The following is a 26,505-nucleotide window of genomic DNA, read 5'->3' as shown; positions in this document are numbered from 1 at the left end:
AAGATGCGTGTCCGGAGAGAAAACTATGCCACTGCAGAACCGGGTCGATCCGTTCGGTACCATCCACGCTGTGCCCGATCGCGGCATGTTCACCGGCAATCGCGGCATCATCCACGATCCCGAGACCAAGACGCTCAAGAAGAAGCGCTGGGCGCTTCCGGCCTGGATCATCTGCGTCCGCCAATTCCGCGATGTGCGGCGCGAACCGATGGGCCGCAACCGGAAGGGCGGCAAAGCGGGCTGGACAGAACTGTTCTTCCTCGACGAGGTGACGGCATTGGCGGCCGGGCATCGCCCCTGCTTCTTTTGCCAGCGCGAACGGGCCAGGGATTTCGTCGGCCGCTTCGGCGACGCGTTCGGCATTGCCGAACCGCGCGCGCCGATGGTCGACAAGCGGCTGCACAAGGAGCGGCTGGCCTCGGGCGGCAGGCCGCCAGGGATTGCTGTTGAAGACCTTGCCGGCCTGCCGGACGGCGCCATGGTTGCGGATGGTCGCACTGTTTATGCCCTGCGTAGGGGCAAGACGCTGCGCTGGTCGTTTGCGGGATATGGCCCACCCGCAGATTTCGGCCTGCTCAAAGGCAGGACGCTGTCGCTGCTGACGCCGGCCACGACGCTCGCCGTGCTGCGGCATGGCTTTCGGCCGGTGTGGCATCCTACCGCCGAGGCTTGACGCCGGCGGCCGGCTCGCTCATTCCTCGGCGATGCGCGCCAATTACAAGATGCAACGTCTGTTCGTGCCCGACGATCTCGCGCCGGATGTCGAGTTCGACGCCGGCCAACAGCAGAGCCACTATCTCCTGCATGTGCTGCGGCTTGGCGAAGGCGCCGAAATCCTGGTGTTCAATGGCCGCGACGGGGAGTGGTCAGCGGCCATATCAGCGAAGACGAAAAGGGCGGTGCGGCTGAAGGTGTCAGCGCTGCAGCGGCCGCAGCCGCCGCTGCCTGATCTCGTCTACTGCTTTGCGCCACTGAAGCAGGGCCGGCTCGACTATCTCGTGCAGAAGGCGGTCGAGATGGGCGCCGGCATCCTGCAGCCGGTCATCACCCAGCACACGCAAGTGGCCAAGCCGTCGATCGATCGCCTGCGCGCCAATGTCGTCGAAGCCGCCGAACAATGCGGCATCCTGGCGGTGCCTCAGGTGCGCGAAGCCGAAAAATTCGACCGCCTGCTGACCGGTTGGGACACAGAGCGACGGCTGATCTTCTGCGATGAGGATGCTTCGACCAACAATCCGCTGGCCGCGCTGCAGGCGGTCAAGGAAAAGAAGCTTGGGCTGCTGGTCGGGCCGGAGGGCGGTTTTTCCGACGACGAGCGCAAGATGCTGCGCGCCCTGCCCTTCGTCACCGCCATTCTGCTCGGCCCGCGTATCCTGCGCGCCGACACCGCGGCGGTGGCCGCGCTCGCGGTGATGCAGGCAACTGTCGGAGACTGGTGAGACGTCATCCCTTGCAAGGGATGCAGAGTTCCAGCAACGTTCAATTCCTGTTGACCTGTGGCTCAGGATTTTTCGCTTGATCGTCTGCTGACATTTCGTCCATTTACCGCCGGCGGTCATCCGGCCGCCTCTGAGGGTACCATCATGGCGCGCGATACGACCGATTTCCGCCCGATCGAAGGTGTCGACGAACTCGTCGAGCATCTGGCCGAAGGCAACAAGCCGCGCGACAAATGGCGCATCGGCACCGAGCACGAGAAATTCCCCTTCTATGTCGACGGCAATGCACCGGTCCCCTATGGCGGTGAGCGCGGCATCCGCGCCATTCTCGAAGGCATGCAGTCAAAGCTCGGCTGGGATCCGATCGTCGATGACGGCCGCATCATCGGCCTGGTCGAGCCGACCGGTCAGGGTGCGATTTCGCTGGAACCCGGCGGCCAGTTCGAGCTTTCCGGCGCACCGCTGGAAACGATCCACCAGACCTGCCGCGAGGGCAACGCCCATCTGGCGCAGGTGCGCGAGATCGCCGAGCCGATGGGCATCCGTTTCCTCGGCCTCGGCGGCAGCCCGAAATGGTCGCTGGCCGAGACGCCGAAAATGCCGAAATCGCGCTATGAGATCATGACGCGCTACATGCCCAAGGTCGGCACCAAGGGCCTCGACATGATGTACCGCACCTGCACGATCCAGGTGAATCTCGACTTCGAGAGCGAGGCCGACATGCGCCGCAAGATGCAGGTGTCGTTGAAGCTGCAGCCGCTGTCGACGGCATTGTTCGCCAATTCGCCTTTCACCGAAAGCCACCCGAACGGCTTGCAGAGCTGGCGCGGCGATATCTGGCGCGACACCGACAACCAGCGCTCGGGCCTGCTCGAATTCTGCTTCTCGCCCGATTTCGGTTTCGCCGACTATGTCGAATGGGCGCTCGACGTGCCGATGTATTTCGTCATCCGCGACGGCCACTATCACGACATGACGCACATCACCTTCCGTCAGTTCATGGCCGGTGCCGCGCGCAATCAGGTGCCGGACGGGCTGCCGACAATGGGCGACTGGGCGAACCATCTGTCGACGCTGTTCCCGGACGTGCGGCTGAAGCGCTTCCTTGAGATGCGCGGCGCCGATGGCGGGCCATGGCGGCGCATCTGCGCGCTGCCTGCGTTCTGGGTCGGGCTGCTCTATGATGAAGCCGCACTCGATGCCGCCGAGGCGCTGACGTCGAGCTGGACGTATGAAGAAACGCTGGCGATGCGCAACGCCGTGCCGGAACAGGGCATTTCCGCACCGTTCCGCAACACCACGCTGCGCGAGATCGCGCGAGACGTGATGGTCATTTCCCGCATGGGCCTGAAGAACCGTGGCAAGAAGAACCGCGACGGCTACGACGAGACCTCGTTCCTCAACACGCTCGACGAAGTGGTGGCGCGCGGCACCACCAGCGCCGAGGAGATGCTGTCGGCCTATCACACGCGCTGGGGCGGTTCGATCGAGCCGGTGTTCATGGAATACGCCTATTAACCCTCGGATTTGACGCAGCCGATTGACCGGCAAAAGTCGCTTCAATCGGAAGTGGAAACAAACTAGGCTTCTTCGGCGAGGATTTCCGGAGGAGAGACCAATGCCTTCCTTGTTCGACATGCTGACACAGGCCCAGAACGGCAACGGCATGCAGGCGCTTGCCCAGCAATACGGGCTTTCGATGCAGCAGACGCAAGCCGCGGTTGCCGCATTGCTGCCGGCCTTTTCGCAGGGGCTGCAGCGCAACACAGCCGACCCTTACGGGCTCGGCGCCTTCATGACGGCGATGGCCAGCGGCCAGCACGCCAAGTATTTCGAGGACGCAACCCGGGCCTTCTCGCCGCAAGGCGTCGATGAGGGCAACGGCATTCTCGGGCACCTGTTCGGCTCGAAAGACCTGTCTCGCGCCGTGGCCAGCCAGGCGGCGCAAGCCAGCGGCGTCAATCAGCAGATCCTGCAGCAGATGCTGCCGGCCATCGCCTCGATGGTCATGGGCGGGCTGTTCAAGCAGACGACAAATCAGATGCAGGCCGCCGGCGGTTTTGGCGGCGGCGGCAACAATCCGCTGGGCGAGATCATCGAGCAGATGATGCGGCAAGGCGGCGGCATGCAGGCCCCGGCGCCGCAGCCGCGCCAGGCGCCGGCACCCCAGAACCCGATGGACAACCCGCTCGGCAAGGTATTGCAGGACATGTTCGGCGGCGGTGCGCCTCAGCCACAGCCGCAAAGCCAGCCGCAGCCGCAGCCCAATCCCTACGGCGAAAATCCACTTGGCAAGGTGCTGCAGGACATGTTCGGCGGTGGCGCGCCTCAGCCGCAGCCGCAAGGGCGGGCGCAGCCGCAGCAGACACAAAGCCCCTACGGAGACAATCCGCTGGGGAAAATCTTCGAGGAGATGCTGCGGCAAGGTGGCGGTGGCTTAGGCGGCATCCCTGGCGGACAGCCGGCGCCGCAACAGCCTCAAGCGCCCCCACAGCAGCGTCAGGCACCGCAGCCACAGGCCAATCCGAGCGGCAGGCCGAAAAACCCGTTCGACGACCTGTTCGGCAAGATGTTCGAGACCGGCGCCCAGCAGCGTGACGACTACCAGAAGGGCGTGGAGACGATCTTCGACCAGTTCAAGCGCGATATGGATCGGCGGTAAGACATGATGGACAGACTTGAATATCCGGTCGTCATTGCGCCACTTTCTGCAGAGGATGGAGGCGGTTTTTCGGCTTTGGTGCCTGATCTGCCAGGTTGCGTGAGTGATGGCGACACTCCTGAAGAGGCCATCGCTAATGTCCAGGACGCCATAGCATCTTGGATAGAGGCCGCGCATGAGCTCGGCAGATCGATACCAAGGCCATCGCGAAAGCTGGCATTCGCCTGACAGCCAAAGGAAAAGCCCGGTCCTGGGAGGACCGGGCAGAGTGCAGGCGGGCCGGGGGGATCCGGCAGGGAGTGGGAGCCTGCATACTCGTCAGTCGCGTCGAACCCCGAAAAGGTTCGCGGCAACCCAAACAACAAGCATCAGATCAGGCCACCTTGCGGGCGATGTCCTCGATCGTCTCGACGCGATCGCTGGCGATTTCGCGCAGCATCGCCGTCGGGTCGCGGCCAAACGGCACGTCGATGGCGACGTGCAGGTCGGCGCGCGTCAGGCCGATATCGGCGAGTTCGGCGTCCGACATCTCGCCAAGACGGTAGAAGGCGCGGCGGTTTTTCCAAGCGCGGTAGACGTTGGAGACGGTGTTGGCCACGCGCGTCGCAACGGCCGGACGCGAGGTGATGCGCGAGGTCTCGGTGGCGAAATCAAACGTGGTCATTGTCGGTCTCCTTCAGACTCGAACGGACAAAACCAGGCGATCGGCGCTGGCGACAGCGGCCGTTCCGGCTTCGATTCACATGCCTTCATGTGGACACTGCCAATTTGCCATTGAGTGATTGATTAATCCAACGAATGTTTCTAATCTTTACCATCAACGCTAGTGATGGATCATGTCGATGAAATCGCCGCTCGATCTCGATCAATTGCAAACTTTCATCTCGATTGCCGACACCGGCAGCTTCACCAGAGCGGCCGAAGAGGTGCACCGGACCCAGTCGGCGGTGTCGATGCAGATGCGCCGGCTGGAGGAGCGGCTTGGCAAGCCGCTGTTCGAAAAGGACGGGCGCACCAACAGGCTGACCGAGGAAGGTGACAAGCTGCTCTCCTATGCGCGGCGGCTGCTCTATCTCAACCGCGAAACGCTGGCCGCTTTCGACGACCGGCGGCTCGAAGGCACGATCCGCATCGGCACGCCCGACGACTATGCCGACCGTTTCCTGCCCGAGATCATGGCGCGGTTCACGCGCTCCAATCCGCGCGTCGAACTGACCGTCATCTGCGAGCCGACACCGGGGCTGGTCGAGCATATCAAGCGCGGCAATCTCGACCTCGCGCTGGTGACTCACAACGACGTACGCGGCCAGTCGGAGGTGGTGCGGCGCGAACCGCTGCTGTGGGTCACCTCGGCCAACCATGCGACGCATGAGCAGGAAACGCTGCCGATGGCCTTCGGCCGGCCGAACTGCATCTGGCGGCGCGCCGCCGTCGATGTGCTCGACCAGCAGAATCGCGACTATCGCATCCTGTTCACCAGTTTCTCGGCCACCGTCATCACCGCCGCGGTGCTTTCGGGCCTCGCGATCTCGGTGCTGCCGGAATGCGCGCTGCGGCCCGGCATGCGGGTGCTGAGCGAAGCCGACGGCTTCGGCGCCCTGCCCGATTGCCGCATCGGCATCATGCGCGGTCAGACGTCGCGGCCGGAGATCGTCGATGCGCTCGCCCGCCATATTTCGGAAAGCCTGGACAATATCTCCGTGCCGGTCGGCGAAGACCCCGGGACATTCGATTTCGCGGCACTCGCCTTCACCAAGCTGCGGCGAACCAAGCCGAACCAGATCCTGCCCGGCTGGTAGGCAGGGTCAGGTATGCAGGTTATGAACGGCTGGCCCGACGCAACCGCCTTGACGCGGGCGCCCAACCGTTCCCCAATCGACCGATGAGCGAAGCAGCATCCGAATCACGCACCAACGCCGCCGAATACACGGTGAGCGAGATTTCCGGCGCGCTGAAGCGCACGGTCGAGGACGTTTTCGGCAATGTGCGGGTGCGTGGCGAAATATCAGGCTACCGCGGACCGCATTCGTCCGGTCATGCTTATTTCGCGTTGAAGGACGACCGTGCCCGTCTCGACGCCGTGGTCTGGAAAGGCACGATGAGCCGGCTGAAATTCCGTCCCGAAGAGGGCATGGAGGTGATCGCCACCGGCAAGCTCACCACCTATCCCGGCAAGTCCAACTACCAGATCGTCATCGACAATCTGGAGCCTGCCGGCGCCGGCGCCCTGATGGCGCTGCTGGAGGAGCGCAAGCGGCGGCTACAGGCCGAGGGGCTGTTCGATGCCGGTCGCAAGCGGTTGCTGCCATTCATGCCGCGCGTCATCGGCGTCGTCACCTCGCCGACGGGGTCCGTCATCCGAGACATCATCCACCGCATCAAGGACCGCTTTCCGCTGCACATCCTGGTCTGGCCGGTGCGTGTTCAGGGCGAGACGTCAGGCGCGGAAGTGGCCGCCGCGGTCAACGGCTTCAACGCGCTGGCATGGGATGGCGCCGTCCAGCGTCCCGATCTGTTGATCGTGGCGCGTGGCGGCGGCAGCCTCGAAGACCTCTGGGGCTTCAACGACGAGGTGCTCGCCCGCGCGGTTGCCGTTTCCGGCATTCCGGTGATCTCGGCTGTCGGCCACGAGACCGACTGGACGCTGATCGACCTCGTTGCCGACGTGCGGGCGCCGACACCGACGGGTGCAGCCGAAATCGCCGTGCCGGTGAAGGCCGATCTCGAAGCAACGCTTGCCAGCCTCGGTGCGCGGCTGAAAGCGGCGGTCCTGCGCAATTTCGAACGCAAGCGGCAGGCCGCCCGTGCCGCCGCCCGGGCTCTGCCCTCGCCCGATCAATTGCTGGCGCTGCCGCGTCGACGCCTCGATGAGGCGACATCCAGGCTTGGTCGGGGCCTGTTGGTCTCCACCGAACGCAAGCGTGCAAGGTTTTTTGCCGTAAAGCTGACACCGGCAATGCTGTCGCAGCGCATTGCCGAGGCGCGGCGCACCAACGAACGCAATCTTTTGCGAGCACAAGGGGCACTGCGCGCGTTGGCAAGAGCCCGGCGTGCGGAGCTTAACCGAGCGGCGGATCAATTGCCAAAATGTGCCAGGGCATCGCTGCAGCGGCACAAGCAGCAATTGGCCATGCTGCAAGGCCGCATCACGATCGAGCCGACGGCACGGCGGCAACGCGTGCAGAGGGATTTGCTGACAGCTTTGACAAGACGCGGCACGCAAGCAGTGGTGCTCAGGCTGGAGCGCCTGCGCGGCCGCGTCGTCCAGGCCGACAGGCTGATGGCGTCGCTGTCGCACAAGGCCGTCCTGGCGCGCGGCTTTGCGCTGGTGAGGGATGCGGATGGCGCGGTGATCAAGCAGGCTGCCGAGGTGGCGTCGGGAATGGCGCTTTCGCTCGAGTTCGCCGACGGCATCGCCGATGCGGTGGCGATCACCGGCACGGCAAAACCGAAAGCCGTGGCCAAGCCGGCGGCCAAGGCCAAGGAGCCGGGCAATCAGGGATCCCTGTTCTGAGACCATGACCGACAATCCGCATCATCTGACAACACCCTCGGGCAAACCGCGCGCGCGAAATTTCGGCATCGGCTTCGATGGGCGGCCCGGACCGTTTAACGCGATCACCGATGTGCCCGGCGTGACGGTCGGCTACGCGACGCTGATTTCGGGCGATGGCGCGCTCGTCGTCGGCCAGGGGCCGGTGCGCACCGGCGTGACCGCGATCCTGCCCAGGCCGCTCGCCGACCTCGCCACGCCGGTCTTCGCCGGCATTTTCAGCCAGAACGGAAACGGCGAACTGACCGGCTCGCACATCGTCGAGGAAACCGGCGCTTTCAACTTCCCGATCACCATCACCAACACGCATTCCTGCGGTGTTTCCCGCGACGGCACGCTGTGCTGGATGCAAAGCGTGCTGCCGGCAGCGCTCGACAGCGGCTGGGGGCTGCCGGTGGCGGCGGAGACCTATGACGGCTTCCTCAACGACATCAACGGCCACCATTTGACGTCAGAGCATGTTGCGCAGGCTCTCGACGGTGCCGCCGGCGGGCCTATCGAGGAAGGCAGCGTCGGCGGCGGCACCGGCATGATCACCTTCGGCTTCAAGGCCGGCTCCGGCACGGCATCGCGCATCGTCGAATGGCACGGCCGTGCCTATACGGTCGGCGCCTTCGTGCAGTCCAACTTTGGCAAACGGCGCAATATTGCCATTCGCGGCCTGCGCGCCGGGCCGGAACTCGTCGAACCGGCTGTCCGCGAAGGCACACCGCGTGCCGAGAAAGGCTCGATCATCGCCGTCATCGCCACCGACGCACCGTTCCTGCCGCATCAGATGAAGCGGCTGGCCCGACGGGTGCCGCTTGGCGTCGCCTTGACCGGCGGCTTCGGCTATCACAGTTCAGGCGACATTTTTATCGCCTTCTCGACCGCCAATGCGAGCGCAGCGCTGGCGCCATCCGGCCGCATCGCCAGCGCCGATTTTATTCCGGACACCGATATCGATCCGTTTTTCGATGCAGTGATCCAGACCGTGGAGGAAGCAATCCTCAACGCGCTGGTTGCCAATGACGATATGACCGGACGCGACGGGAATTTCGTGCCGGCGCTGCCGAAGACGTGGCTGAAGGAGAAGTTTGGCTGAAGACAAAAACGCGGGCCACAAGCCCGCGCTGGAACACGTCGCCGCTATGCGATCATTCCGCGGCTTTGATCATTCCGCGGCTTTTCCGGGGGCCTGCTGGCTTTCCTCGGCCTCGGCCGCTTCCTCAAGCCGGGATGCGATAAGTTCCTGGATATCGCCGACTTCTTCCTGGATGTCCTCCAGCGGGATGCCGACCTCGGCCGCCTCGGCGGCGCACTCCTTGGCCAGGGTTTCGGCCTGCTTGTCGATCCTTGCCTGGGAGGACTGGCAATGGACCTTTTCGCCGATCCATCCCCGCAAGAATTCGATGGCGTGTTCACTCATACTGCTGTTCCCTGGCGGCAAAGCCGGTTGGTAATCACAAACGTCGACATCCCGCAAAGGATGCATGTCCCCATTCCAGCCGAGTCGCGGTCGTCCGGCAAGCCAATGCCGTCCAAGGTCCACAGAGCCATAGGAAATCGAGGGGTCAAGAGCATTTTCTGATTCTGGAGGGGTCGGTACCGTTGGCTGGGTCACGCCCAGCGCTGCGCCACTGTTTCTATTTGCTTTTTTCCGGTTTCCGAGCCGATTTCCGTCACAATAGATGGCGCAACACACTACACATTCACAGTTGCTTCGAGGTGCTGCCCTCGGGCGCGCAGGTCGAAGCCGCCGCTATATAGTGACATCCTCCTGCAATGTCGACTCCGCTCGCCATGCTGCTTCTTTCCGCCGCGCCGAAGGCTCCGCAACGGATCAAGAGCAAGTGACGATGGACGCGAACCGGGTGGAGCAAGCCTCGGCGGAATCGCTCAGACGTGCACAGCCACCACCGCCGCGCAGTCGCCGGCCTTGACCAGCCCGGGGAAATGCCGCGCCGCCAGCATGCCCGACATTTTTGCCCGGATCTCCTGCGGGGCGATGCCGGTGCGGCCGGTGGAATGGATGCGCGCCAGCACCGAGCCTTCTTCGACGGGCTCACCGAGATCGACCATGGTTTCGATCATGCCGTCATCTTCGGCGAAGGAGAAACAATCGCCCGACGGCATGTCGAGCCACTGGGTTCGAGTCTTCTCGACCGCACCATCTACAATGCCAGCATGGCGCAGTACGTTGAGAATGCCGCGCCGCGCGATCCGCACCGTCTGCGCACGCGACGTGCCGCCGCCGCCCAGCTCGGTGCTGACGAAGACCTTGCCCATCTCCTCGGCTGCCGTGTCATACATGCCGACGGCGTCGATCTCGATCATGCGCATCGAGAACGGGGCGGCGAAGGCCGCGACCGCGTCGAAGGCTTTCTGTTCCAGCGCCTTGTCGGGCAAAGTATGCGCGGCGGAGAACGGCACGAAGTCCAGCGTCTTGCCGCCGGAATGGAAGTCGAACACGATGTCGGCGCGGGGGAGCAGCTCACGCTGGAAATAGTCGGCGATCTTCTCGGTCACCGTCCCGTCCGGCCGGCCGGGAAAGCTGCGGTTCATGTTGCCCCTGTCGATCGGCGAGGTGCGCGTGCCAGCACGGAAGGCCGGATAGTTCATGGCCGGCACGATGATCACCGTGCCGCTGACTTGCTTGGGATCGAGGGTCCTGGCGAGATCGTAGAGGGCCAGCGGCCCCTCATACTCGTCGCCATGGTTGCCCCCGGTCAGCAGCGCTGCCGGCCCGTTGCCGTTGCGGATGACGCAGATCGGGATCATAACCGAGCCCCACGCGGAATCGTCGCGGCTGTAGGGCAAGCGCAGGAAACCGTGCTGAATGCCGTCGCGGTCGAAATCGACGGTCGGCGCGATCGGCGACGGGCGGGTGCTGGACATCGGGCTCAATCCTTCACCACCAGCTTGCGCGGCACATTGGCCAGGCACTCCACACCGGTTTCGGTGATCAGGATGGACTCGGTGATCTCCAGTCCCATCGTTTCCAGCCACAGGCCGGTCATGAAATGGAAGGTCATGCCGGGCTTGAGCTCGGTGCGGTCGCCGGGACGCAGGCTCATCGTGCGCTCGCCCCAGTCCGGCGGATAGGACAGGCCGATCGAGTAGCCGGTGCGGTTGTCCTTGACGATACCGTATCGCTTGAGGACACCGAAGAAGGCGTTGGCGATGTCCTCGCAGGCGTTGCCGGGTTTCGCGGCAGCCAGCCCGGCTTCCATACCTTCCAGCGTCGCCTTCTCGGCATCGAGGAATTCCTGCGTCGGCTTGCCTAGGAAGACGGTGCGCGACAGCGGGCAGTGATAGCGGTTGTAGCAGCCAGCAATCTCGAAGAAGGTGCCCTCGCCCCGCTTCATCGCTCTGTCATCCCAGGTCAGATGCGGCGCCGAGGCATCGGCACCCGACGGCAGCAGCGGCACGATCGCCGGATAGTCGCCGCCAATACCGTCGACGCCGCGCGTGCCGGCATCATAGATTTCGGCGACGAGATCGCATTTGCGCATGCCGACCTCGATCTTGTCGAAGATGCGCTGATGCATGGCCTCGACGATGCGGGCCGCCTTGCGCATATAATCGATCTCGGTCGGGCTCTTCACCGCACGCTGCCAGTTGACAAGCGCGGTGGCATCGACAAAGCGGGCATTGGGCAGATGCTTCTGCAGCGACGCAAAGGCGGCCGCCGAGAACCAGTAATTGTCCATTTCGACGCCGACTGTCAGCTTGCCCCAGCCGCGATCCGCAAGCACGCTGGCCAAAAAATCCATCGGGTGGCGCTCGGTCGACTGCACATAGTGATCGGCATAGCCGACGATATTGTCGTGCGCGAGATAGGCGGTGCGCTTGGCGCCGTTGGCGTCCTGGCCGCGGCCGTACCAGACCGGCTCGCCCGAAGGCGGCACGATAACCGCCTGGTGCACATAGAACGACCAGCCGTCATAGCCGGTCAACCAGGCCATGTTGGAAGGATCGCTGACAACAAGAAGATCGACGCCCTTGGCCTCCATGGCCTTGCGTGTCTTGGCGAGGCGATCCGCATATTCGCCGCGCGAGAATCTCAGGTTCGGTTGCATTGTTCTTGGTCCTCGTTTGTTGGGCCTTGCGGCCGGTATCAGCTTTGAATCCAACTCGTCGTTCTTGTTTGAGCGTGATCTCTGGACAAACGGAAAACCGTTTGTCCGAGAAAACCGGTTCCCACTTTTCCGGATCATGCTCCTGCGGCCAGCATCAGCTTTCGAAGATGGCCCCGGAACCGGCTACCCGCGCACGGTCTCGAGCGAGCGTGGCGATCGCCGTGTCCTGGACGCCAGTGCCGGTGAGATCGGCGATGGTGATGTCGCTGGCCGAGCGCCGTCCGTGTTTCGCGCCGGCGATGATCTGGCCGAGTTCGGTCACCTCTTCCTCGGCGGCCATCACGCCCGCCGCGATTGCATGATGCAGCTCACCCAGCCGCTTTGTCTGGCGGCCACTGTCAGCGGCATAGAGATCGGCCATGCGCAGGATTGCCGGCGCGATCTCGTTCTTGTGCTCGGCGTCCGATCCCATCGCGGTGATGTGCTGCCCTGCGGAAACGAAGCCGGCCTTGATCAGCGGCTCGGTCGAAGGCGTCGTGGTGACGATGATGTCGGCGCCGGCGACCGCGTTTGCCGCGTCGGGCTCGGCATGCACGAGAATGCCGAGCTTTTCGCGCAGGGCTCCGGCGGTTGCCTCGGCCTTTGCCGCATCGCGTGCCCAGATGCGCGCCTCGGCAATCGGCCGCACCAGCATGAGTGCTTCCAATTGCAGCCCGGCCTGGACGCCAGAGCCGAAGATCGCGGCAACGGACGAGTCCTGCCGCGACAGATGTTTGGCGGCGACGGCGCCGGCAGCAGCGGTTCGGATATCCGTGAGATAGCCGTTGTCGAGCAGCAGCGCTTCGACCAGGCCGGTCTTGGCTGACAGCAGCACCATCATGCCGTTGACGCTGGGCAGGCCGAGCTTCGGATTGTCGAAGAAGCCGGGGCTGATCTTGATGGCGAAACCGTCAATGCCGGGCACATAGGCGGTCTTCACGTCGACCTCGCCGCGATGCTCGGGAATGTCTAGCCGCAGGATCGGCGGCATCGCCACCGGCAGAGTGGCAAGCGCACGGAAGGCGTTTTCGACGCAGGCGACGGCATCGAGATCGAGTGTCACGATCGCCCGCAACTCTTTCTCGGTAAGGATGGTCATCCGGCTCATGCGGCGCGCTCCTTGAGCGATGGCGCTACGCCGCAAACGATTGTGCGGTGCGCGTCCATATCGATGTTGCGACCGGACAGCAGAACAACCACCGGCCCGTCCGACTTGACCTTGCCGGCCAGCAGTGCGGCGATGCCGACCGCGCCGGCACCCTCGACGATCTCGCGCTCCTGCGCATAGGTGTGGCGGATGCCCGCGGCGATCTCGTCTTCACTGAGCAGGACGACATCGTCGAGCAGGTCGCGGCACATGGCGAAGGTCAGCCGATTGTCGAGTCCGATGCCGCCGCCGAGCGAATCCGCCAGCGTCGGCAATTCTTCCACCAGCACCGGCTGGCCCGCATCGAGGCTGGCCTTCATCGCCGCGCCACGCGCCATCGAGACACCGATGATTTTTGTGCCGGGGCTGACGCCTTTGATGGCTGTAGCAACCCCTGAGGCGAGCCCACCGCCGGAGAGCTGGACCAGAACGAGGGCGGCATCCGGGACCTGCTCGATCATCTCAAGCCCGAGCGTGCCTTGCCCGGCGATAATGTCGGGATGGTCGAAGGGCGGCAGCATCATCAGCCCCTCTTGCGCGACCAGCCGATCGACCTCCTGTTGGGCATCGTCCTGGCTGTCGCCGACGATGCGGACCTCCGCGCCAAGCCGGCGGATCTCGTCGAGCTTGTTGCCGGGTACCAGGCGCGACATGCAGATTACGGCGCGCATGCCCTCAAGCTTCGCCGCATGCGCCAGCGCGCGGCCATGATTGCCGGTCGAGGCCGCGACCACGCCCCGCGCCTTCTGTTCGGCGTTCAACGAGGCGACGGCGTTCGAGGCGCCACGCAGCTTGAAGCTGCCGGTGGTCTGCCGGTGTTCGAGCTTGAGGTGAACAGGGACGCCGAACTGTTCCGAGAGGCTGTGGGACAAGACGGTGGGCGTGCGCTCGACTTTGCCGGCGATACGGTCACGGGCGATACGGATGTCCGCTAGGGCGACGGCGCGCGTCATGGGGCGACCCCCTCTGGCCTGCCGGCCATCTCCCCCTCGAGGGGGGAGATTGGCAGCTTCGACGCTGCCGTTCTTCCTGTCACGTCGGTGATTGGCGAAAGCCGGGCAGCAGCTAATCTCCCCCCTCGAGGGGGAGATGGCCGGCAGGCCAGAGGGGGTCGCTCGTGAATGTGGGACATCGTCTTACTGAACCAACGGCAACGTCATCAGCCGCCCGAACTCAGGATGCGGCGCCTCATCCCCGCACAATCTCAGGCAGTTCCAGGCGGTCGCCTGGTTGCTGGTCACCACGGGACGTCCGATCGCCTTTTCCATGCCGGTGAGCGCGAGGGCGCTACGCAGCGCCGTGCAGGACACGAACAGCGCATCGGCGGTGGCGCCGGTGGCTTCCCGCGCAAGATCGACAAGCGTTGCTGGTGCGATGCGCGCCATCTCGCGGTCATCCTCGAAACCGAGGCAGGTGAAGCTGACGATCTCGAAGCCGCGCGCCGCGAAATAGGTGGCCATCGGCCTGGATGTCTCGACCGTGTAGGGAGTGAGGATGCTGAGCTTGTTTGCGCCCAGCGCACGCAGCCCGCGCACGCCCGCCATCGGCGGTGTGACCACCGGCACGCCGGGCTTTGCGACCTGGATCGCCGCCTCGATCTCGGCATCGCCGATTACCACCGAGGCCGAAGTGCAGGAATAGCAGATGGCATCGAGCTTCTCGTCCGGCAGGATCAGGGCCGCGCCCGCCGTCAGCGCCGGCTGCATCTTGCGCAGGTTTTCAGGCGTCGTCGGGTTGGCATAGGGAATGCGCGCGACATAGACGCCGACCCGCTCGCTCGCCACCATGCGGCGGAAATCCGGTTCGCTGGTGTGATCAGTGGCCAGGATGATCAGGCCGATGCGCATGTCGAGCGGGCGTGCATCCAGCGCCGGCCGTTTCGGGTAGATCTTGATCTCGGGCAAGGGTTTCATCGGCTACCTCTCGATCTTGCCGTAGCGGCGTTCCAGCCAGCGCAGCAGCACGACCGAAAACAGACTGATGACCAGGAAGAAAGCACCGACCAAGGTGATCGGCTCGATATAGCGATAGTAGGTGTTGGCGACGCTTTTGGCCTGGTTCATCAGTTCCAGCACGGTGATTGCCGACAGCAGCGGCGTTTCCTTGAACATGGCGATGAAATAATTGGCGAGCGCCGGAATCATCGGCGGGATGGCCTGCGGAATGATGATGTGGGTCCAGGTCTGACTGGCGCTCAAATTGCATGCCTTGGCGGCCTCCCATTGGCCGCGCGGCACATTGTCGATGCCGGCACGATAAACCTCGGCCGTGTAGGTGCCGTAATGCAGCCCGAGCCCGATGACACCGGCGACCAGCGGCGGCAACAGGATGCCGATGTCGGGCAGCACGTAGAAAATGAAATAGAGCTGCACCAGCAGCGGCGTGCCACGGATGAATTCAGCCGCCCAGCCGACCGTGCGCGACAGCGCTTTGTTGGGCGAGCGGCGCGCCAGCGCAATGCCCAGCCCGACGACCGCCGCCAGCACCGAGCCGAGCAGCGTCGCCAGGATGGTGATCTTCACCCCCTGGATCAGCGTCGGCATGATTTCCCAGACGAAATTCCAATCCCATTCCATCAGCAGGCCCAATTTATCAGAAGGAAATTGGCCATCAGGCACGCACCCCATCGAGGCCGCGCGCCATGCGTCGTTCCAGCGAGCGCACGCCCCACGAGATGAGCAGGGCGAGGATGAAATAGATGATCAGGATGGTGGTGAACGGCACCAGGGTGTTGCCGGTCTGGGCGCGCACCACCTGCGCCTGGAAGGTCAGGTCGGTGAGCGAGATCAGCGACACCACGGCGGTCGCCTTGAGCAATTCGATGGCGTTGTTGCCGAAAGTCGGCAGCATCACCAGCAGCGCCTGCGGCAGGATGATGTGGCGCATGCCTTGCCACCGCCCGAGATTGAGCGCGGTGCAGGCCTCATACTGTTCGCGGCCGATCGACTGGATGGCACCGCGCACGACTTCGGCGGCGTAGGCGCCGACATTGAGGCCGAGCGCCAGCACGCCGGCCTGCAACGGGGTCAACGAAATGCCGATGAAGGGCAGCACGAAATAGGCCCAGAACAACTGCACGAAGATCGAGGTGCCGCGGAAGAATTCGATATAGGCGGTGGCCAACCAACGCAGCGCAAAGAAGCGCGATACGCGCCCCATGCCGGCGAGGAAGGCCATGATCAACGCCAGCACCGACCCCATCAGCGTCAGCTCGATGGTGACAAGCGCTCCCTGCAATATCAGGCCGAAATAGCCGGACCACTGGGTCATTTACGTTCCAACGTTGGGTTTAGCTCCTTCTCCCCGTTTACGGGGAGTTGAGGAGCGGTCCGCGTAGCGGGCGAAAAGCCAATTGCTTGGCTTTTCGAGCAACGAAAGCCGGCAGGCAGATGAGGGGCGGCACTAGAGTCTCAGAACTTGGCGCCGCCCTTCATCCGTCACTTCGTGACACCTTCTCCCCGTTGAACGGGGAGAAGGAAAAATCACTTCGCCGCGCAGAGCTTGTCGCGGCTGGTCGACATCGCCGCCGCCGCCGAGAAGCCGTAGGGTTCGATAATCTTGGCGAACTCGCCCGATTTCTTCATCTTGGCCAGTTCGACGTCGAAGGCGTCGCGCAGTGCCTCATCGCCCTTCTTGAAGGCGGCGCCGTCGCAATAGACCGGTGCGCCCTGCACCGGAGCGATGACTTCGAGGTTCGGATCGTTGGCCTTCTTGACCAGATCATTGATCGACAGGACGGGCAGCGAATAGGCGTCGATGCGTCCATCCTGGAGCATCTTCACGCCGCTCTGGCCATCCGGCACGACGATGACGCGATCGCGCGGCACGCCGGCATTGAGCGCGAGCTTCTCCTCGGTGCCGCCGCCCGGCGCGCCGATGGTCGCAGTCGTATCCTTGGCGACATCCTCATAGCTCTTGAAGCCCTTCGGATTGCCCTTCTTCACCAACATCGCCTCGGCATCGCAAAGCACCGGCTCGGAATAGACGACGGCGGCGCAGCGTTCCGGCTTCATGAACAGGCCGGCGGTGACGACATCGAAGCGACCTGCCTGCAGGCCGGGGATCATGGCGCCATATTCAGAGATCGAAGCGGCGACGTCGGCGACGCCGAGCCGCTTGAATATCTCGCGGGCCACATCGGGCGCGGCACCCGAAACCTTGCCGTCGGCGGCGACCGCCGTGTAGGGCGGCTCGTTGGCGATGGCGAGGCGAGCGAAACCTTGTGCCTTGAGTTGTTCGAGCTTGCTGTCATCGGCCGAACCCACGCTCGAGGCGGCCAGCACCGCCGCCAGCGTAAGGCTGGCGACGCCAGCCAGAATGCCAAGTTTTTTCATTGTTCCCAACTCCTTGTTTCTTGTCTTGCTTTGTTACGGGGCGGCCCTCGCCACCTCGGGACGACTTCGTCGCCCTGGGCATTGCGGTCAGACGCGATGTCCGGCCGCGATGATCTTCTTCAGGAAGCCTTGCGTACGCTCCTGCTTGGGATTGCGGAAAATCTCGTCGGGCTTGCCCTCCTCGACGATCCTGCCACGATCGAAGAACAGTACCCGGTCGGCGAAATCATGGGCAAAGCCCATCTCGTGGGTGACCAGCAGCATGGTCATGTCGGTCTCGGCGGCCAGCTTGCGCATGACGTTCATCACCTCCTCGACCAGCTCCGGATCGAGCGCCGACGTCACCTCGTCGAAAAGCATGATCTTCGGCGACAGCGCCAGCGCCCGGGCGATTGCCACGCGTTGCTTCTGGCCACCGGACAGCTGCGCCGGCATGGACTTGGCCTTGTCGGCCATGCCGACCATTTCGAGCAGTTCCATCGCCCGCTTTTCGGCGGCAGCACGCGGCGTGCCCTTGGTCAGCATCGGCGCCAGCGTGACATTGTCCATGACGCATTTGTGCGGAAACAGGTTGAACAGCTGGAACACCATGCCGATCTTCTGACGCATCCTTGTCAGATGCCGCTCATCGGCGGCCAGCAGCTGGCCATTGCGCTCCATGTGGTAGAGCTGCTCGCCGTCGATCTGGATATGACCGCCATCGATGCGCTCAAGCGTCATCAGGATGCGCAGGATCGTCGTCTTGCCCGAGCCCGACGGGCCGATCAGCGCCAGCTTCTCGCCGGGCATGACCTGCATCGACAGGCCGTCCAGCACCTTGAAGCTGCCGAAGCTCTTCGAGATGTCGTCGATCTTGATGATGGGCGCTGATGCGGACAAATAAATTCCCCGTGCTGGAGAAGCCTGTGCCCCTTAACGATGCGGAACGCGCCAAATCATGTCAATCGGGAAAATAATATCATGACAATATTTCCCATTCCGCACAATTCTTGAGCAACCAGTGCCGAAGAGTGCGCCGGGATTCGGGTCAGGCCGAGCCGAGAATGGGAGCCTCCGAGAACCGGAACGGAGCGTACTTTTCGTACGTGAGTACCGGAAGCGCAGGAGGCTGCCTTTCGCAGGCCGGCATCACCCGGATAGCGGCGCACTCGCTAGATAGCGAGCAGCAGGTGCTCGGGATCGCCGAGCAAAAGCTTGGTGACAACGCCGAGGCCGGCGCGCAGTTCCCCCTCGGTGGTCGAACCCAGCGAGATACGTACCGCCGGATGCCAGGGCGCAGCCGAAATACGGAAGGACGTGCCGGGTGCAATCGCCACGCCCTGCAGGCGAGCCTGGGCGACAAAGCTTTCCTCGGCCCGGTCGGCCGGCAGTTGCAGCCAGACATGCAACCCGTCGCGCCGGGCGCGATAGTCCACCCCCGCCAGCACTTGCGCTGCAATATCCTGCCGGCGCCGCAAAGCCGCGCGCTGCCAGTGGACAAGCTCCATCGCCGTGCCGTCGGTCACCCATTTGGTGGCGATCTCGGCCACCAGCGGCGTCGCCATCCAGTTCGAGACCAGATGCCGGTTGGCGACGGCGGCGACGTAGCGGTCGGGCGCGGCCAGATAGCCGATGCGCAGACCGGGCACGGTGATCTTGGTGAAGGAGGTGACGTAGAGCGTGCGCTCCGGCGCGAACGCGGCAACCGGCGGCGGCCGGTCTTCGACCAGCGGACCGAGCACATCGTTCTCGATGATGGCGATGTCGTGCTTGCGCGCGACCGCGGCGATCTCTTCTCGCCGCCGCGCATCCATCAGGGTCGCCGTCGGGTTGATCACCGAGGGCTGCACGAAGACCGCGCGGATGTCGGAAAGCCGGCAGGCCTCGTCCAGCGCTTCCGGGATCAGGCCGTTGTCGTCGATCGGCAGGCCTTCCAGATTGAAGCCGAGATAGCGTGCCAACGGCACCAGCGTATGGTGGCCGATCGCCTCGGTGGCAACCGTCGAACCCGGCGGCGCGACGCTCATCAGCGCCACGGTCATGCCGGCGGTGGCGCCGTTGGTCAGGCTGACGTTCTGCGGCGATGCATCGAGGCCACAAAGCCTCAGCCATTCGACCGCCACCGCGCGGTGGCGCGGAAACACCATGTTGGGCCGGAACGAAAGTGCTGAACTCGACGGCAGGTTCTCAGCCAGCCAGCCCAGTGCTTGTTTCAGCCGCTCCAGATGCATCGGCTCACAAACCGGTTTCAGGATCGACAGGTCGATGACTTCGCCGAGCCGCTCGGGCAGATATGGCGGCTCCGGCTCGCGGCGCTGCGTCTGGACGAAGCTGCCGCGGCCGATCTCGCCCGAAATCAGGCCGCGACGGATCAGTTCCTCATAGGCGCGGCTGACCGTCTGCACCGAAAGTTTCAGATCGTCGGCCAGCCTGCGATGGGTCGGCAGCCGCTCACCATTGGCCAGGCGCCCGTCATGGATGGCACGCGCGAACTGGTCGGCCAGCGATTGATATGCCGGCCGCCTGATGAGTGCGGGATCGGGTTGCCACAATGTCATGACTTATTAGAGATCGAAATCAGTGCAATTGACAATCGAAATAATGCGCCGTCATGGTACTCGGACGAAAAGTGAGCTCTGATGACATCAGCGAAACTCGACCCGATCGACCTGAAAATCCTCGACGCCATCCAGCGCGACGGACGCATTACCAAGCTGGCGCTGGCCGAGCAGGTCGGCCTGTCGCCGACGCCGTGCTGGATGCGGCTGCGCAAGCTGGAAAAGGCCGGCATCGTCTCGGGCTATCACGCCAGGATCGCCATGCGCGTCGTGGCACCCGTCGCCACCGTGCTGATGGAGGTGACCCTGGCCAACCACCGCCAGGCCGATTTCGACCGCTTCGAGCGCGTCATCCGAGACATCCCAGAGATCGTCGCCTGCTGGTCGGTGGGCGGCGGCGTCGACTATGTGCTGAAGGTGATGGCGCGCGACATCGACGCCTATCAGCGGCTGGTCGACGGCTTGCTCGACCGCGAAATCGGCATCGATCGCTACTTCACCTACATCGTCATCAAGACAGTGAAGGACGAGATCGCGCTGCCCATAGCCGACCTGCTGCCGGCGCAAGCATGAGGTCAATCTCCCCTACCGTACACCCAGGAGACTGATCGAAACCCCCGTCACGTCGTCATCCTGGGGCGAAGCAAGGAGCGCAGCGACGCGGCGCAGACCCCAGGATCCATGCCGCGACTTCAAAGCGCTGCTGCGGTGCAGAATTCTGCTCCGCTGCATTCCTCGACCAAGATCACGGCATGGATCCTCGGGTCTCCGCCGCGTCGCTTCGCTCCTGCTCCGCCCGTGGATGACGAAGGCGGGGAGGCTTCGGCCAATCTCCAGGTTTAGTGCCGCCCACCGGTCAGCAGAGAGATCATCTGCGCCCGCGGGCCAATAGAGACAATCTCTCTCTATGGGGCTGTCCAAACAGCCTCTCTGTCTGCATCGGGACGGATAATCTTCCCGCATCAGTCCGAACCGGGAGGTCTCGACCATGTCCGCGCATTTCGCCCGCTCGCATCGCCATGAAGCGCTCGATCGCCTCGCCGACCGCCGGCTGCTGCGTGAACTCGCCTATGTCGATGGCCACTGGACGGCGAGCGAGGCTGCCGAAAGCTTCGAAGTCACCGACCCGGCCACCGGCACCACAGTCGCTTTCGTCGCCGCGCTCGACGGCCGGCAGACGACGAAGGCGATCGATGCCGCCGCGCGCGCCTTCCCGGCGTGGCGGGCGCTGTTGCCGCAGGAGCGCTCGAAAATCCTGCGGAAATGGTTCGAGTTGATCATCGCTGCAAAGCAAGACCTCGCTCTGCTGATGACGCTGGAACAGGGCAAGCCGCTGCAGGAGTCGCTGGGCGAAATCGACTATGCCGCTTCCTTCGTCGAATGGTATGCCGAAGAAGCAAAACGCTTGAATGCCGAGAGCGTCACAAGCCATCTGCCGGGCGCCGAGATGATGGTGCGACGCGAGCCGCTCGGTGTCGTCGGCGTCGTCACGCCGTGGAATTTTCCGTCGGCGATGCTGACCCGCAAGGCTGCGGCAGCCCTTGCCGCCGGCTGCACGATCGTTGCGCATCCGTCCTCGGAAACACCGCTGTCGGCGCTGGCGCTGGCCGAACTCGGCGAACGCGCCGGCTTGCCCGCCGGCGTCTTCAACATCATCACCGGCAAGGCTTCGACCATCGTCGGGCGGATGTGCGAAGACCCGCGCGTTCGCGCCATGAGCTTTACCGGCTCGACCGAGATCGGCCGGCTGATCGCCGCGCAAAGCGCGCCGACCATGAAACGGCTGGTGATGGAGCTTGGCGGCCATGCCCCGCTGATCGTCTTTGCCGATGCCGATCTGGACAAAGCGGTTGATATCGCCATCGACGCCAAATTCGCCACGTCGGGCCAGGACTGCCTCGCTGCCAACCGTATCTATGTCCAGCGTCCGATCTACGATCGCTTCTGTGCCGCCTTCGCCAAGCGTATCCAGACGTTGCGGACCGGCAATGGCCTTGCTGATAGCACCGACATCGGCCCGCTGATGCACGAGCGCGCCGTCAAGAAGGTCGAGGAACAGGTCGCCGATGCCATCGCTCACGGCGCGCGCTGCCTCACCGGCGGCAAGCGGCACCAGGCTGGCCCCCTGTTCTATCAGCCGACGCTGCTGGCCGACGTCACCGACGAAGCGCTGATCATGCGTGAGGAGACTTTTGGTCCGGTTGCCGCCGTGACGCCGTTCGACAGCGAGGATGAAGTGATTGCCCGCGCCAACGCTACCGAATATGGCCTCGTTGCCTATGTCGTGACCGAGAATGGTGGCCGGCAGCAGCGCATGGGCCGCGCGCTCGACTACGGCATGGTCGCCATCAACCGCGTCAAGATCACCGGCGCGCCGATACCCTTCGGCGGCGTCAAGCAATCCGGCATCGGCCGCGAAGGCTCGCGCCACGGACTCGAGGCTTTCACCGATCTCAAATATCTCTGCCTCGATGTAGCTTAAGCTGCGCCGGAATCACCGTTTTGTCAGGAGTCAAAAGAATGCTCGACCAGTCCAACGAACTCGCCGCCTGGGATCGCGACCACTTCTTCCACCCCTCGACCCATATGGGCACGCATGCGCGGGGCGAAAGCCCGACGCGCATCATGGCCGGCGGTGAGGGCGTCACCGTCTGGGACAACAATGGCCGGAAGAGCCTCGATGCCTTTGCCGGCCTCTATTGCGTCAACGTCGGCTACGGCCGCCAGAAGATCGCTGACGCCATCGCCAACCAGGCGAAGAACCTCGCTTACTACCACGCCTATGTCGGCCACGGCACCGAGGCCTCGATCACGCTGGCCAAGATGATCATCGACCGCGCGCCGCAGGGCATGTCGCGGGTCTATTTCGGCCTCTCCGGTTCCGATGCCAACGAAACCAACATCAAGCTGATCTGGTACTACAACAACGTGCTCGGCCGGCCGGAGAAGAAGAAGATCATTTCGCGCTGGCGCGGCTATCACGGCTCGGGCGTGATGACCGGTTCGCTGACCGGGCTCGACCTGTTCCACAACGCCTTCGACCTGCCGCGCGCGCCGATCCTGCACACCGAGGCACCCTACTACTTCCGCCGCGCCGATCGCTCGATGAGCGAGGAGCAGTTTTCTCAGCATTGCGCCGACAAGCTCGAGGAGATGATCCTGGCTGAGGGTCCGGAAACCGTCGCTGCCTTTATCGGTGAGCCGATCCTCGGCACCGGCGGCATCGTGCCGCCGCCGGCCGGCTATTGGGAAAAGATCCAGGCGGTGCTGAAGAAGTACGACGTGCTTCTGGTCGCCGACGAAGTGGTGACGGGCTTCGGCCGGCTGGGCACCATGTTCGGCTCCGACCAATACGGCATCAAGCCGGACCTGATCACCATCGCCAAGGGCCTGACCTCGGCCTATGCGCCGCTGTCGGGCGTCATCGTCGCCGACAAGATGTGGCAGGTGCTGGTTGAGGGTTCCGACAAGCTCGGTTCGCTCGGTCATGGCTGGACCTATTCGGCGCATCCGATCTGCGTCGCCGCCGGTGTGGCCAATCTCGAACTGATCGACGAGATGGATTTGGTGACAAATGCCAAGGAGACCGGCGCCTATTTCCGCGCCGAGTTGGCCAAGGCAGTCGGCGGCCACAAACACGTCGGCGACGTGCGCGGCGACGGCATGCTGGCGGCGGTGGAATTCGTTGCCGACAGAGACGACCGGGTGTTCTTCGACGCTTCGCAGAAGATCGGCCCGCAGGTGGCGACGGCGCTCGCCGTACGCGGCGTCATCGGCCGCGCCATGCCGCAGGGCGATATTCTCGGCTTCGCGCCGCCGCTCTGCCTGACCCGCGAGGAAGCCGACATCGTCGTGTCGAAGACCGCCGATGCCGTGAAGAGCGTGTTTGCCAATCTCTGAGATCGACCGATGAATGCCATGACCAGAACCCTCCCCGCCACCATGGCCGCCGTGCTGCTCACCGGACACGGCGGACCGGAGAAACTCGTCTACCGCAGCGACGTAAAATTGCCCGGGCCCGCTCCCGGTGAAGTGCTGGTCAAGGTCAGCGCTTGCGGGATGAACAACACCGATGTCTGGGTGCGCCAGGGCGCCTATGGCACGGAGGAGGACGCTGCCGCCGTGTCGACATGGCGCCGCCAGGGCAACACGCTGAGCTTCCCCCGCATCCAGGGCACCGACACCGTCGGTATCATCGCCGCTGTCGGCGAAGGTGTGTCGCCGGACCGTATCGGGGAACGGGTGATGGTCGATTTCTCGATCTACAATCGCGACGACGATTCGCTCGCCGACATCGACTATATGGGCCATGGCCGCGATGGCGGCTACGCCGAATATCAGGCCGTGCCGGCCGAGAATGCCCATGTCGTCGACACCGACATGAGCGATATCGAACTCGCCACCTTCTGCTGCGCCTATCTCACCGGCGAGCAGATGCTGGAGCGCGCCGGACTCAAGGCCGGTGAACGCGTGCTGGTCACCGGCGCTTCGGGTGGTGTCGGTTCCGGCATCGTGCAACTGGCACGGGCGCGCGGCGCCATTCCCTATGCCGTCGTCGGCAAGGGCAAGGAACAGGCGGTGCGCGACATCGGCGCCGAGGCTGTCATCACCCGTGGTGTTGCCGACCTGCCGCAAGCCGTGAACGAGGCGACCGGAGGCCAGCCGATCGACGTGGTGGCCGACCTCGTCGGCGGCGCGGTCTTCAACGACCTGTTGCGTATTCTCAGGCCCGAGGGCCGTTACACTACGGCCGGCGCGATTGCCGGCCCGGTCGTGCAGCTCGATCTCAGGACCATGTATCTGAAGCAGTTACAGCTGCATGGATCGAGCCAGGGCACGCGCGCCGATTTCCGTCGCATAGTTAGGTACATTGAGGCGAGAAAAATCCGGCCGCTGGTCGGCGGCGTCTACAAGCTCTCCGATTTCCACCATGCGCAGGCGGATTTCATCGCCAAGGATTTCGTCGGCAAGCTGGTGGTGGTGCCGGATGCCATGTGGGGCTCGGCTGGCTGAACAACGCTCGTCTCAACCGTGCTGGGCCGCTCTTAGCAGCATGCCGAACAGGTCGCGCGGCTCGTCGGGGTCGGCCAGCATGTCGAGTTCCTGATAGAGGCCGGTCGAGCGCAGCTGATCCCTGACATAGCGCAGTGCCGAAAAATCCTCGATGGCGAAACCGACCGAATCAAACAGCGTGATCTGGCCGGGATCGCGCCGGCCTTGCACGGCGCCTGACATCACCTGCCACAACTCGGTCACGGGATGGTCGGCCGGAAGCTGCTGGATCTCGCCCTCGATGCGGGTCTGCGGCGGGTATTCGACGAAGATGTCGGAGCGCAGCAGGATATCGCGGTGCAGTTCGGTCTTGCCGGGGCAGTCGCCACCGACCGCGTTGATGTGCACACCGGAGCCGACCATGTTGTCGGTGAGGATGGTGGCGTACTGCTTGTCGGCGGTGACCGTGGTGATGATGTCAGCCCCTTCGACCGCCTCCTGCGCGGTGCCGCAGGCGACCATGTCGAAACCGAGACCAGCGAGATTGCGGATGCATTTTTGCGTCGCCGTGCGGTCGATGTCGTAAAGCCTCAGCCTGTCGATGCCGAGCAGCGCCTTGAAGGCCACCGCCTGGAATTCGGCCTGGGCGCCATTGCCGATCAGCGCCATGCAGCTGGAGCCGGCCGGCGCCAGGTATTTGGCGGCCAGAGCCGACATCGCCGCCGTGCGCAGTGCGGTCAGGATCGTCATTTCGGATAGCAAGACAGGATAGCCATTGTGGACATCGGCGAGCATGCCGAAAGCGGTTACCGTCTGGCGGCCTTCGCGCATGTTCTTGGGATGGCCGTTGACGTATTTGAAGCCGTAGACCTCGCCGTCGCTGGTCGGCATCAGCTCGATGACGCCCTCGGCGCTGTGCGAGGCGACGCGCGGCGTCTTGTCGAACAGCTCCCAGCGGCGGAAATCATCCTCGATGTAGCCGGCCAGTTCGACGAGGAAGCGCTCGACGCCGATCTTCAGCACCAGCTTCATCATATGATCGACGCTGACGAAGGGCACGATGTTGAGATTGGGGATCATTTTTTCTTATCCTTGCCGCATGCGGGCGGTCAGTCCTGGCGATGCGCGTTGTGCGCCTTCATCATCGCCGCCAGCGCCGGATCGTTCTGTTCCAGCGCCCCGATAGCTCCGCCCGTGTCGTAGAGGCGCTCATCCTGTCCCATCTTGAACTTGGCTTCGAGCCGTTCGATCGGCAGGTCAAACCCAAGGATATGCGGTATGCGCCGCTCCATGCCGCCTGGTCCCAGTTCGCGCATGCACCAGCGGTCGTCGCGCTCCTTCTCCAGCACGTCGACAAGCTGCAAGAGATGCCGGGCGGTGGCATGATCGTCGAGCGGAACCGGATGCCCATGACAATGCACGACGGCAAAGTTCCAGGTCGGCGCGCTGTCGCGCACCGGATTGCGCGGATACCAGGACGGCGAGATGTAGCCATGCGGACCGTGAAAGATGGCGACCGTCTCCCTGCCTTCGCTGATCAATGTGCTGTGCGGATTGGCCCTGGCGAGATGCGAGACCAGCGTTCCGTTTTCACCACGCGCTCGATCGAGCACGAAGGGCAGATGCGATACGACAAGCCCTTGCGGTCCCGCTGTTACCAGCGTGGCGAAGGCCGCCGCTTCGATCAGGCCGAACACCTCGTCGCGCGACAGCGGCGCAAATTCAGGCTTGCTGTACATAG

Annotated in this window: 26 protein-coding genes; 12 read left to right on the top strand and 14 right to left on the bottom strand. The window is 63.9% G+C overall.

Annotation, left to right across the window (positions count from 1 at the left end; all coding sequences use genetic code 11):
* Positions 1-25 precede the first annotated feature (25 nt).
* The 5 genes from AC0L3E_RS01815 (at position 26) to AC0L3E_RS01795 (ending at position 4,329) form a co-directional block, all read left to right on the top strand.
* Positions 26-673, top strand: coding sequence for a hypothetical protein (locus AC0L3E_RS01815; protein WP_292337422.1), 648 nt, complete (start codon positions 26-28; stop codon positions 671-673).
* Between the two features lie 31 nt (positions 674-704).
* Positions 705-1,439, top strand: coding sequence for a 16S rRNA (uracil(1498)-N(3))-methyltransferase (locus tag AC0L3E_RS01810; RefSeq protein WP_473604361.1), 735 nt, complete (start codon positions 705-707; stop codon positions 1,437-1,439).
* A gap of 144 nt (positions 1,440-1,583) precedes the next feature.
* On the top strand, positions 1,584-2,957 hold the full coding sequence (locus AC0L3E_RS01805) for a glutamate--cysteine ligase (protein WP_127330045.1): 1,374 nt from the start codon (positions 1,584-1,586) through the stop codon (positions 2,955-2,957).
* Positions 2,958-3,057: 100 nt separating this feature from the next.
* The gene (locus AC0L3E_RS01800; RefSeq protein WP_473604095.1) at positions 3,058-4,101 is read left to right on the top strand and encodes a DUF937 domain-containing protein; all 1,044 of its coding nucleotides are present in this window, start codon (positions 3,058-3,060) and stop codon (positions 4,099-4,101) included.
* 3 nt (positions 4,102-4,104) lie between these two features.
* A complete protein-coding gene (locus AC0L3E_RS01795) occupies positions 4,105-4,329 on the top strand; it encodes a type II toxin-antitoxin system HicB family antitoxin (RefSeq protein WP_023756835.1) in 225 nt (74 codons plus the stop codon).
* A 145-nt stretch (positions 4,330-4,474) separates the two neighbouring features.
* Here the strand turns inward: AC0L3E_RS01795 and AC0L3E_RS01790 are convergent, their stop codons facing one another.
* The gene (locus AC0L3E_RS01790) at positions 4,475-4,765 is read right to left on the bottom strand and encodes a DUF1127 domain-containing protein (RefSeq protein ID WP_023809037.1); all 291 of its coding nucleotides are present in this window, start codon (positions 4,763-4,765) and stop codon (positions 4,475-4,477) included.
* A 178-nt stretch (positions 4,766-4,943) separates the two neighbouring features.
* Here AC0L3E_RS01790 and AC0L3E_RS01785 point away from each other — a divergent pair, with 178 nt between their 5' ends.
* From AC0L3E_RS01785 to AC0L3E_RS01775, 3 genes are all read left to right on the top strand, one after another.
* Complete coding sequence (locus tag AC0L3E_RS01785; protein WP_027035580.1) at positions 4,944-5,900, top strand: LysR substrate-binding domain-containing protein; 957 nt, start codon at positions 4,944-4,946, stop codon at positions 5,898-5,900.
* Positions 5,901-5,983: 83 nt separating this feature from the next.
* Positions 5,984-7,615, top strand: coding sequence for an exodeoxyribonuclease VII large subunit (gene xseA, locus AC0L3E_RS01780; RefSeq protein ID WP_473604094.1), 1,632 nt, complete (start codon positions 5,984-5,986; stop codon positions 7,613-7,615).
* Between the two features lie 4 nt (positions 7,616-7,619).
* Positions 7,620-8,738 (top strand): DmpA family aminopeptidase, encoded by a 1,119-nt coding sequence (locus AC0L3E_RS01775; RefSeq protein ID WP_473604093.1) that lies wholly within the window; start codon positions 7,620-7,622, stop codon positions 8,736-8,738.
* 69 nt (positions 8,739-8,807) lie between these two features.
* On the opposite strand, the gene AC0L3E_RS01770 is transcribed toward AC0L3E_RS01775, so the two are convergent.
* From AC0L3E_RS01770 to ehuR, 11 genes are all read right to left on the bottom strand, one after another.
* The gene (locus tag AC0L3E_RS01770; protein WP_127271474.1) at positions 8,808-9,062 is read right to left on the bottom strand and encodes a DUF768 domain-containing protein; all 255 of its coding nucleotides are present in this window, start codon (positions 9,060-9,062) and stop codon (positions 8,808-8,810) included.
* A gap of 470 nt (positions 9,063-9,532) precedes the next feature.
* Positions 9,533-10,531, bottom strand: coding sequence for a N(2)-acetyl-L-2,4-diaminobutanoate deacetylase DoeB (gene doeB, locus AC0L3E_RS01765; RefSeq protein ID WP_473604092.1), 999 nt, complete (start codon positions 10,529-10,531; stop codon positions 9,533-9,535).
* A gap of 5 nt (positions 10,532-10,536) precedes the next feature.
* Positions 10,537-11,715: an ectoine hydrolase DoeA gene (gene doeA, locus AC0L3E_RS01760; RefSeq protein WP_127271633.1), complete on the bottom strand. Its 1,179-nt coding sequence runs from the start codon at positions 11,713-11,715 to the stop codon at positions 10,537-10,539.
* A gap of 154 nt (positions 11,716-11,869) precedes the next feature.
* Complete coding sequence (gene eutC / locus AC0L3E_RS01755) at positions 11,870-12,862, bottom strand: ectoine utilization protein EutC (RefSeq protein ID WP_292634389.1); 993 nt, start codon at positions 12,860-12,862, stop codon at positions 11,870-11,872.
* Positions 12,859-13,854, bottom strand: a complete 996-nt coding sequence (eutB, locus tag AC0L3E_RS01750; protein WP_473604090.1) for a hydroxyectoine utilization dehydratase EutB — start codon at positions 13,852-13,854, stop codon at positions 12,859-12,861. Before eutB ends, eutC begins: the two co-directional genes overlap by 4 nt.
* Positions 13,855-14,037: 183 nt before the next feature.
* Positions 14,038-14,814 carry an ectoine utilization protein EutA gene (eutA, locus tag AC0L3E_RS01745; protein ID WP_127398026.1) on the bottom strand — a complete coding sequence of 259 codons (777 nt, stop codon included), beginning with the start codon at positions 14,812-14,814 and terminating at the stop codon, positions 14,038-14,040.
* 3 nt (positions 14,815-14,817) lie between these two features.
* Positions 14,818-15,477 (bottom strand): ectoine/hydroxyectoine ABC transporter permease subunit EhuD, encoded by a 660-nt coding sequence (ehuD, locus tag AC0L3E_RS01740; protein ID WP_127270574.1) that lies wholly within the window; start codon positions 15,475-15,477, stop codon positions 14,818-14,820.
* 34 nt (positions 15,478-15,511) lie between these two features.
* Positions 15,512-16,171 (bottom strand): ectoine/hydroxyectoine ABC transporter permease subunit EhuC, encoded by a 660-nt coding sequence (gene ehuC, locus AC0L3E_RS01735; protein ID WP_013530328.1) that lies wholly within the window; start codon positions 16,169-16,171, stop codon positions 15,512-15,514.
* A gap of 212 nt (positions 16,172-16,383) precedes the next feature.
* A complete protein-coding gene (gene ehuB / locus AC0L3E_RS01730; protein WP_256746102.1) occupies positions 16,384-17,235 on the bottom strand; it encodes an ectoine/hydroxyectoine ABC transporter substrate-binding protein EhuB in 852 nt (283 codons plus the stop codon).
* A gap of 87 nt (positions 17,236-17,322) precedes the next feature.
* Positions 17,323-18,114 carry an ectoine/hydroxyectoine ABC transporter ATP-binding protein EhuA gene (gene ehuA / locus AC0L3E_RS01725; protein ID WP_027035592.1) on the bottom strand — a complete coding sequence of 264 codons (792 nt, stop codon included), beginning with the start codon at positions 18,112-18,114 and terminating at the stop codon, positions 17,323-17,325.
* 272 nt (positions 18,115-18,386) lie between these two features.
* Positions 18,387-19,772, bottom strand: a complete 1,386-nt coding sequence (ehuR, locus tag AC0L3E_RS01720; RefSeq protein ID WP_473604089.1) for a MocR-like ectoine utilization transcription factor EhuR — start codon at positions 19,770-19,772, stop codon at positions 18,387-18,389.
* Positions 19,773-19,853: 81 nt separating this feature from the next.
* Between ehuR and AC0L3E_RS01715 the strand changes: the two genes are divergently transcribed.
* The 4 genes from AC0L3E_RS01715 (at position 19,854) to AC0L3E_RS01700 (ending at position 24,785) form a co-directional block, all read left to right on the top strand.
* Positions 19,854-20,345 (top strand): Lrp/AsnC family transcriptional regulator, encoded by a 492-nt coding sequence (locus AC0L3E_RS01715; protein ID WP_127269511.1) that lies wholly within the window; start codon positions 19,854-19,856, stop codon positions 20,343-20,345.
* A gap of 415 nt (positions 20,346-20,760) precedes the next feature.
* Positions 20,761-22,254 (top strand): NAD-dependent succinate-semialdehyde dehydrogenase, encoded by a 1,494-nt coding sequence (locus AC0L3E_RS01710; protein ID WP_473604088.1) that lies wholly within the window; start codon positions 20,761-20,763, stop codon positions 22,252-22,254.
* Between the two features lie 38 nt (positions 22,255-22,292).
* The gene (locus AC0L3E_RS01705) at positions 22,293-23,672 is read left to right on the top strand and encodes an aminotransferase (protein WP_473604087.1); all 1,380 of its coding nucleotides are present in this window, start codon (positions 22,293-22,295) and stop codon (positions 23,670-23,672) included.
* Positions 23,673-23,681: 9 nt separating this feature from the next.
* A complete protein-coding gene (locus AC0L3E_RS01700; protein ID WP_473604086.1) occupies positions 23,682-24,785 on the top strand; it encodes an alcohol dehydrogenase family protein in 1,104 nt (367 codons plus the stop codon).
* Positions 24,786-24,797: 12 nt separating this feature from the next.
* On the opposite strand, the gene AC0L3E_RS01695 is transcribed toward AC0L3E_RS01700, so the two are convergent.
* Positions 24,798-25,844 (bottom strand): ornithine cyclodeaminase, encoded by a 1,047-nt coding sequence (locus AC0L3E_RS01695; RefSeq protein ID WP_128309664.1) that lies wholly within the window; start codon positions 25,842-25,844, stop codon positions 24,798-24,800.
* A 29-nt stretch (positions 25,845-25,873) separates the two neighbouring features.
* A complete protein-coding gene (locus AC0L3E_RS01690) occupies positions 25,874-26,503 on the bottom strand; it encodes an FMN-binding negative transcriptional regulator (RefSeq protein WP_473604085.1) in 630 nt (209 codons plus the stop codon).
* Positions 26,504-26,505: the final 2 nt, after the last annotated feature.

The organism is Mesorhizobium sp. WSM4822 (assembly GCF_055811155.1).
Note: the sequence above shows the minus strand (reverse complement) of the source record. Positions and strands in the feature narration are given on the sequence as shown.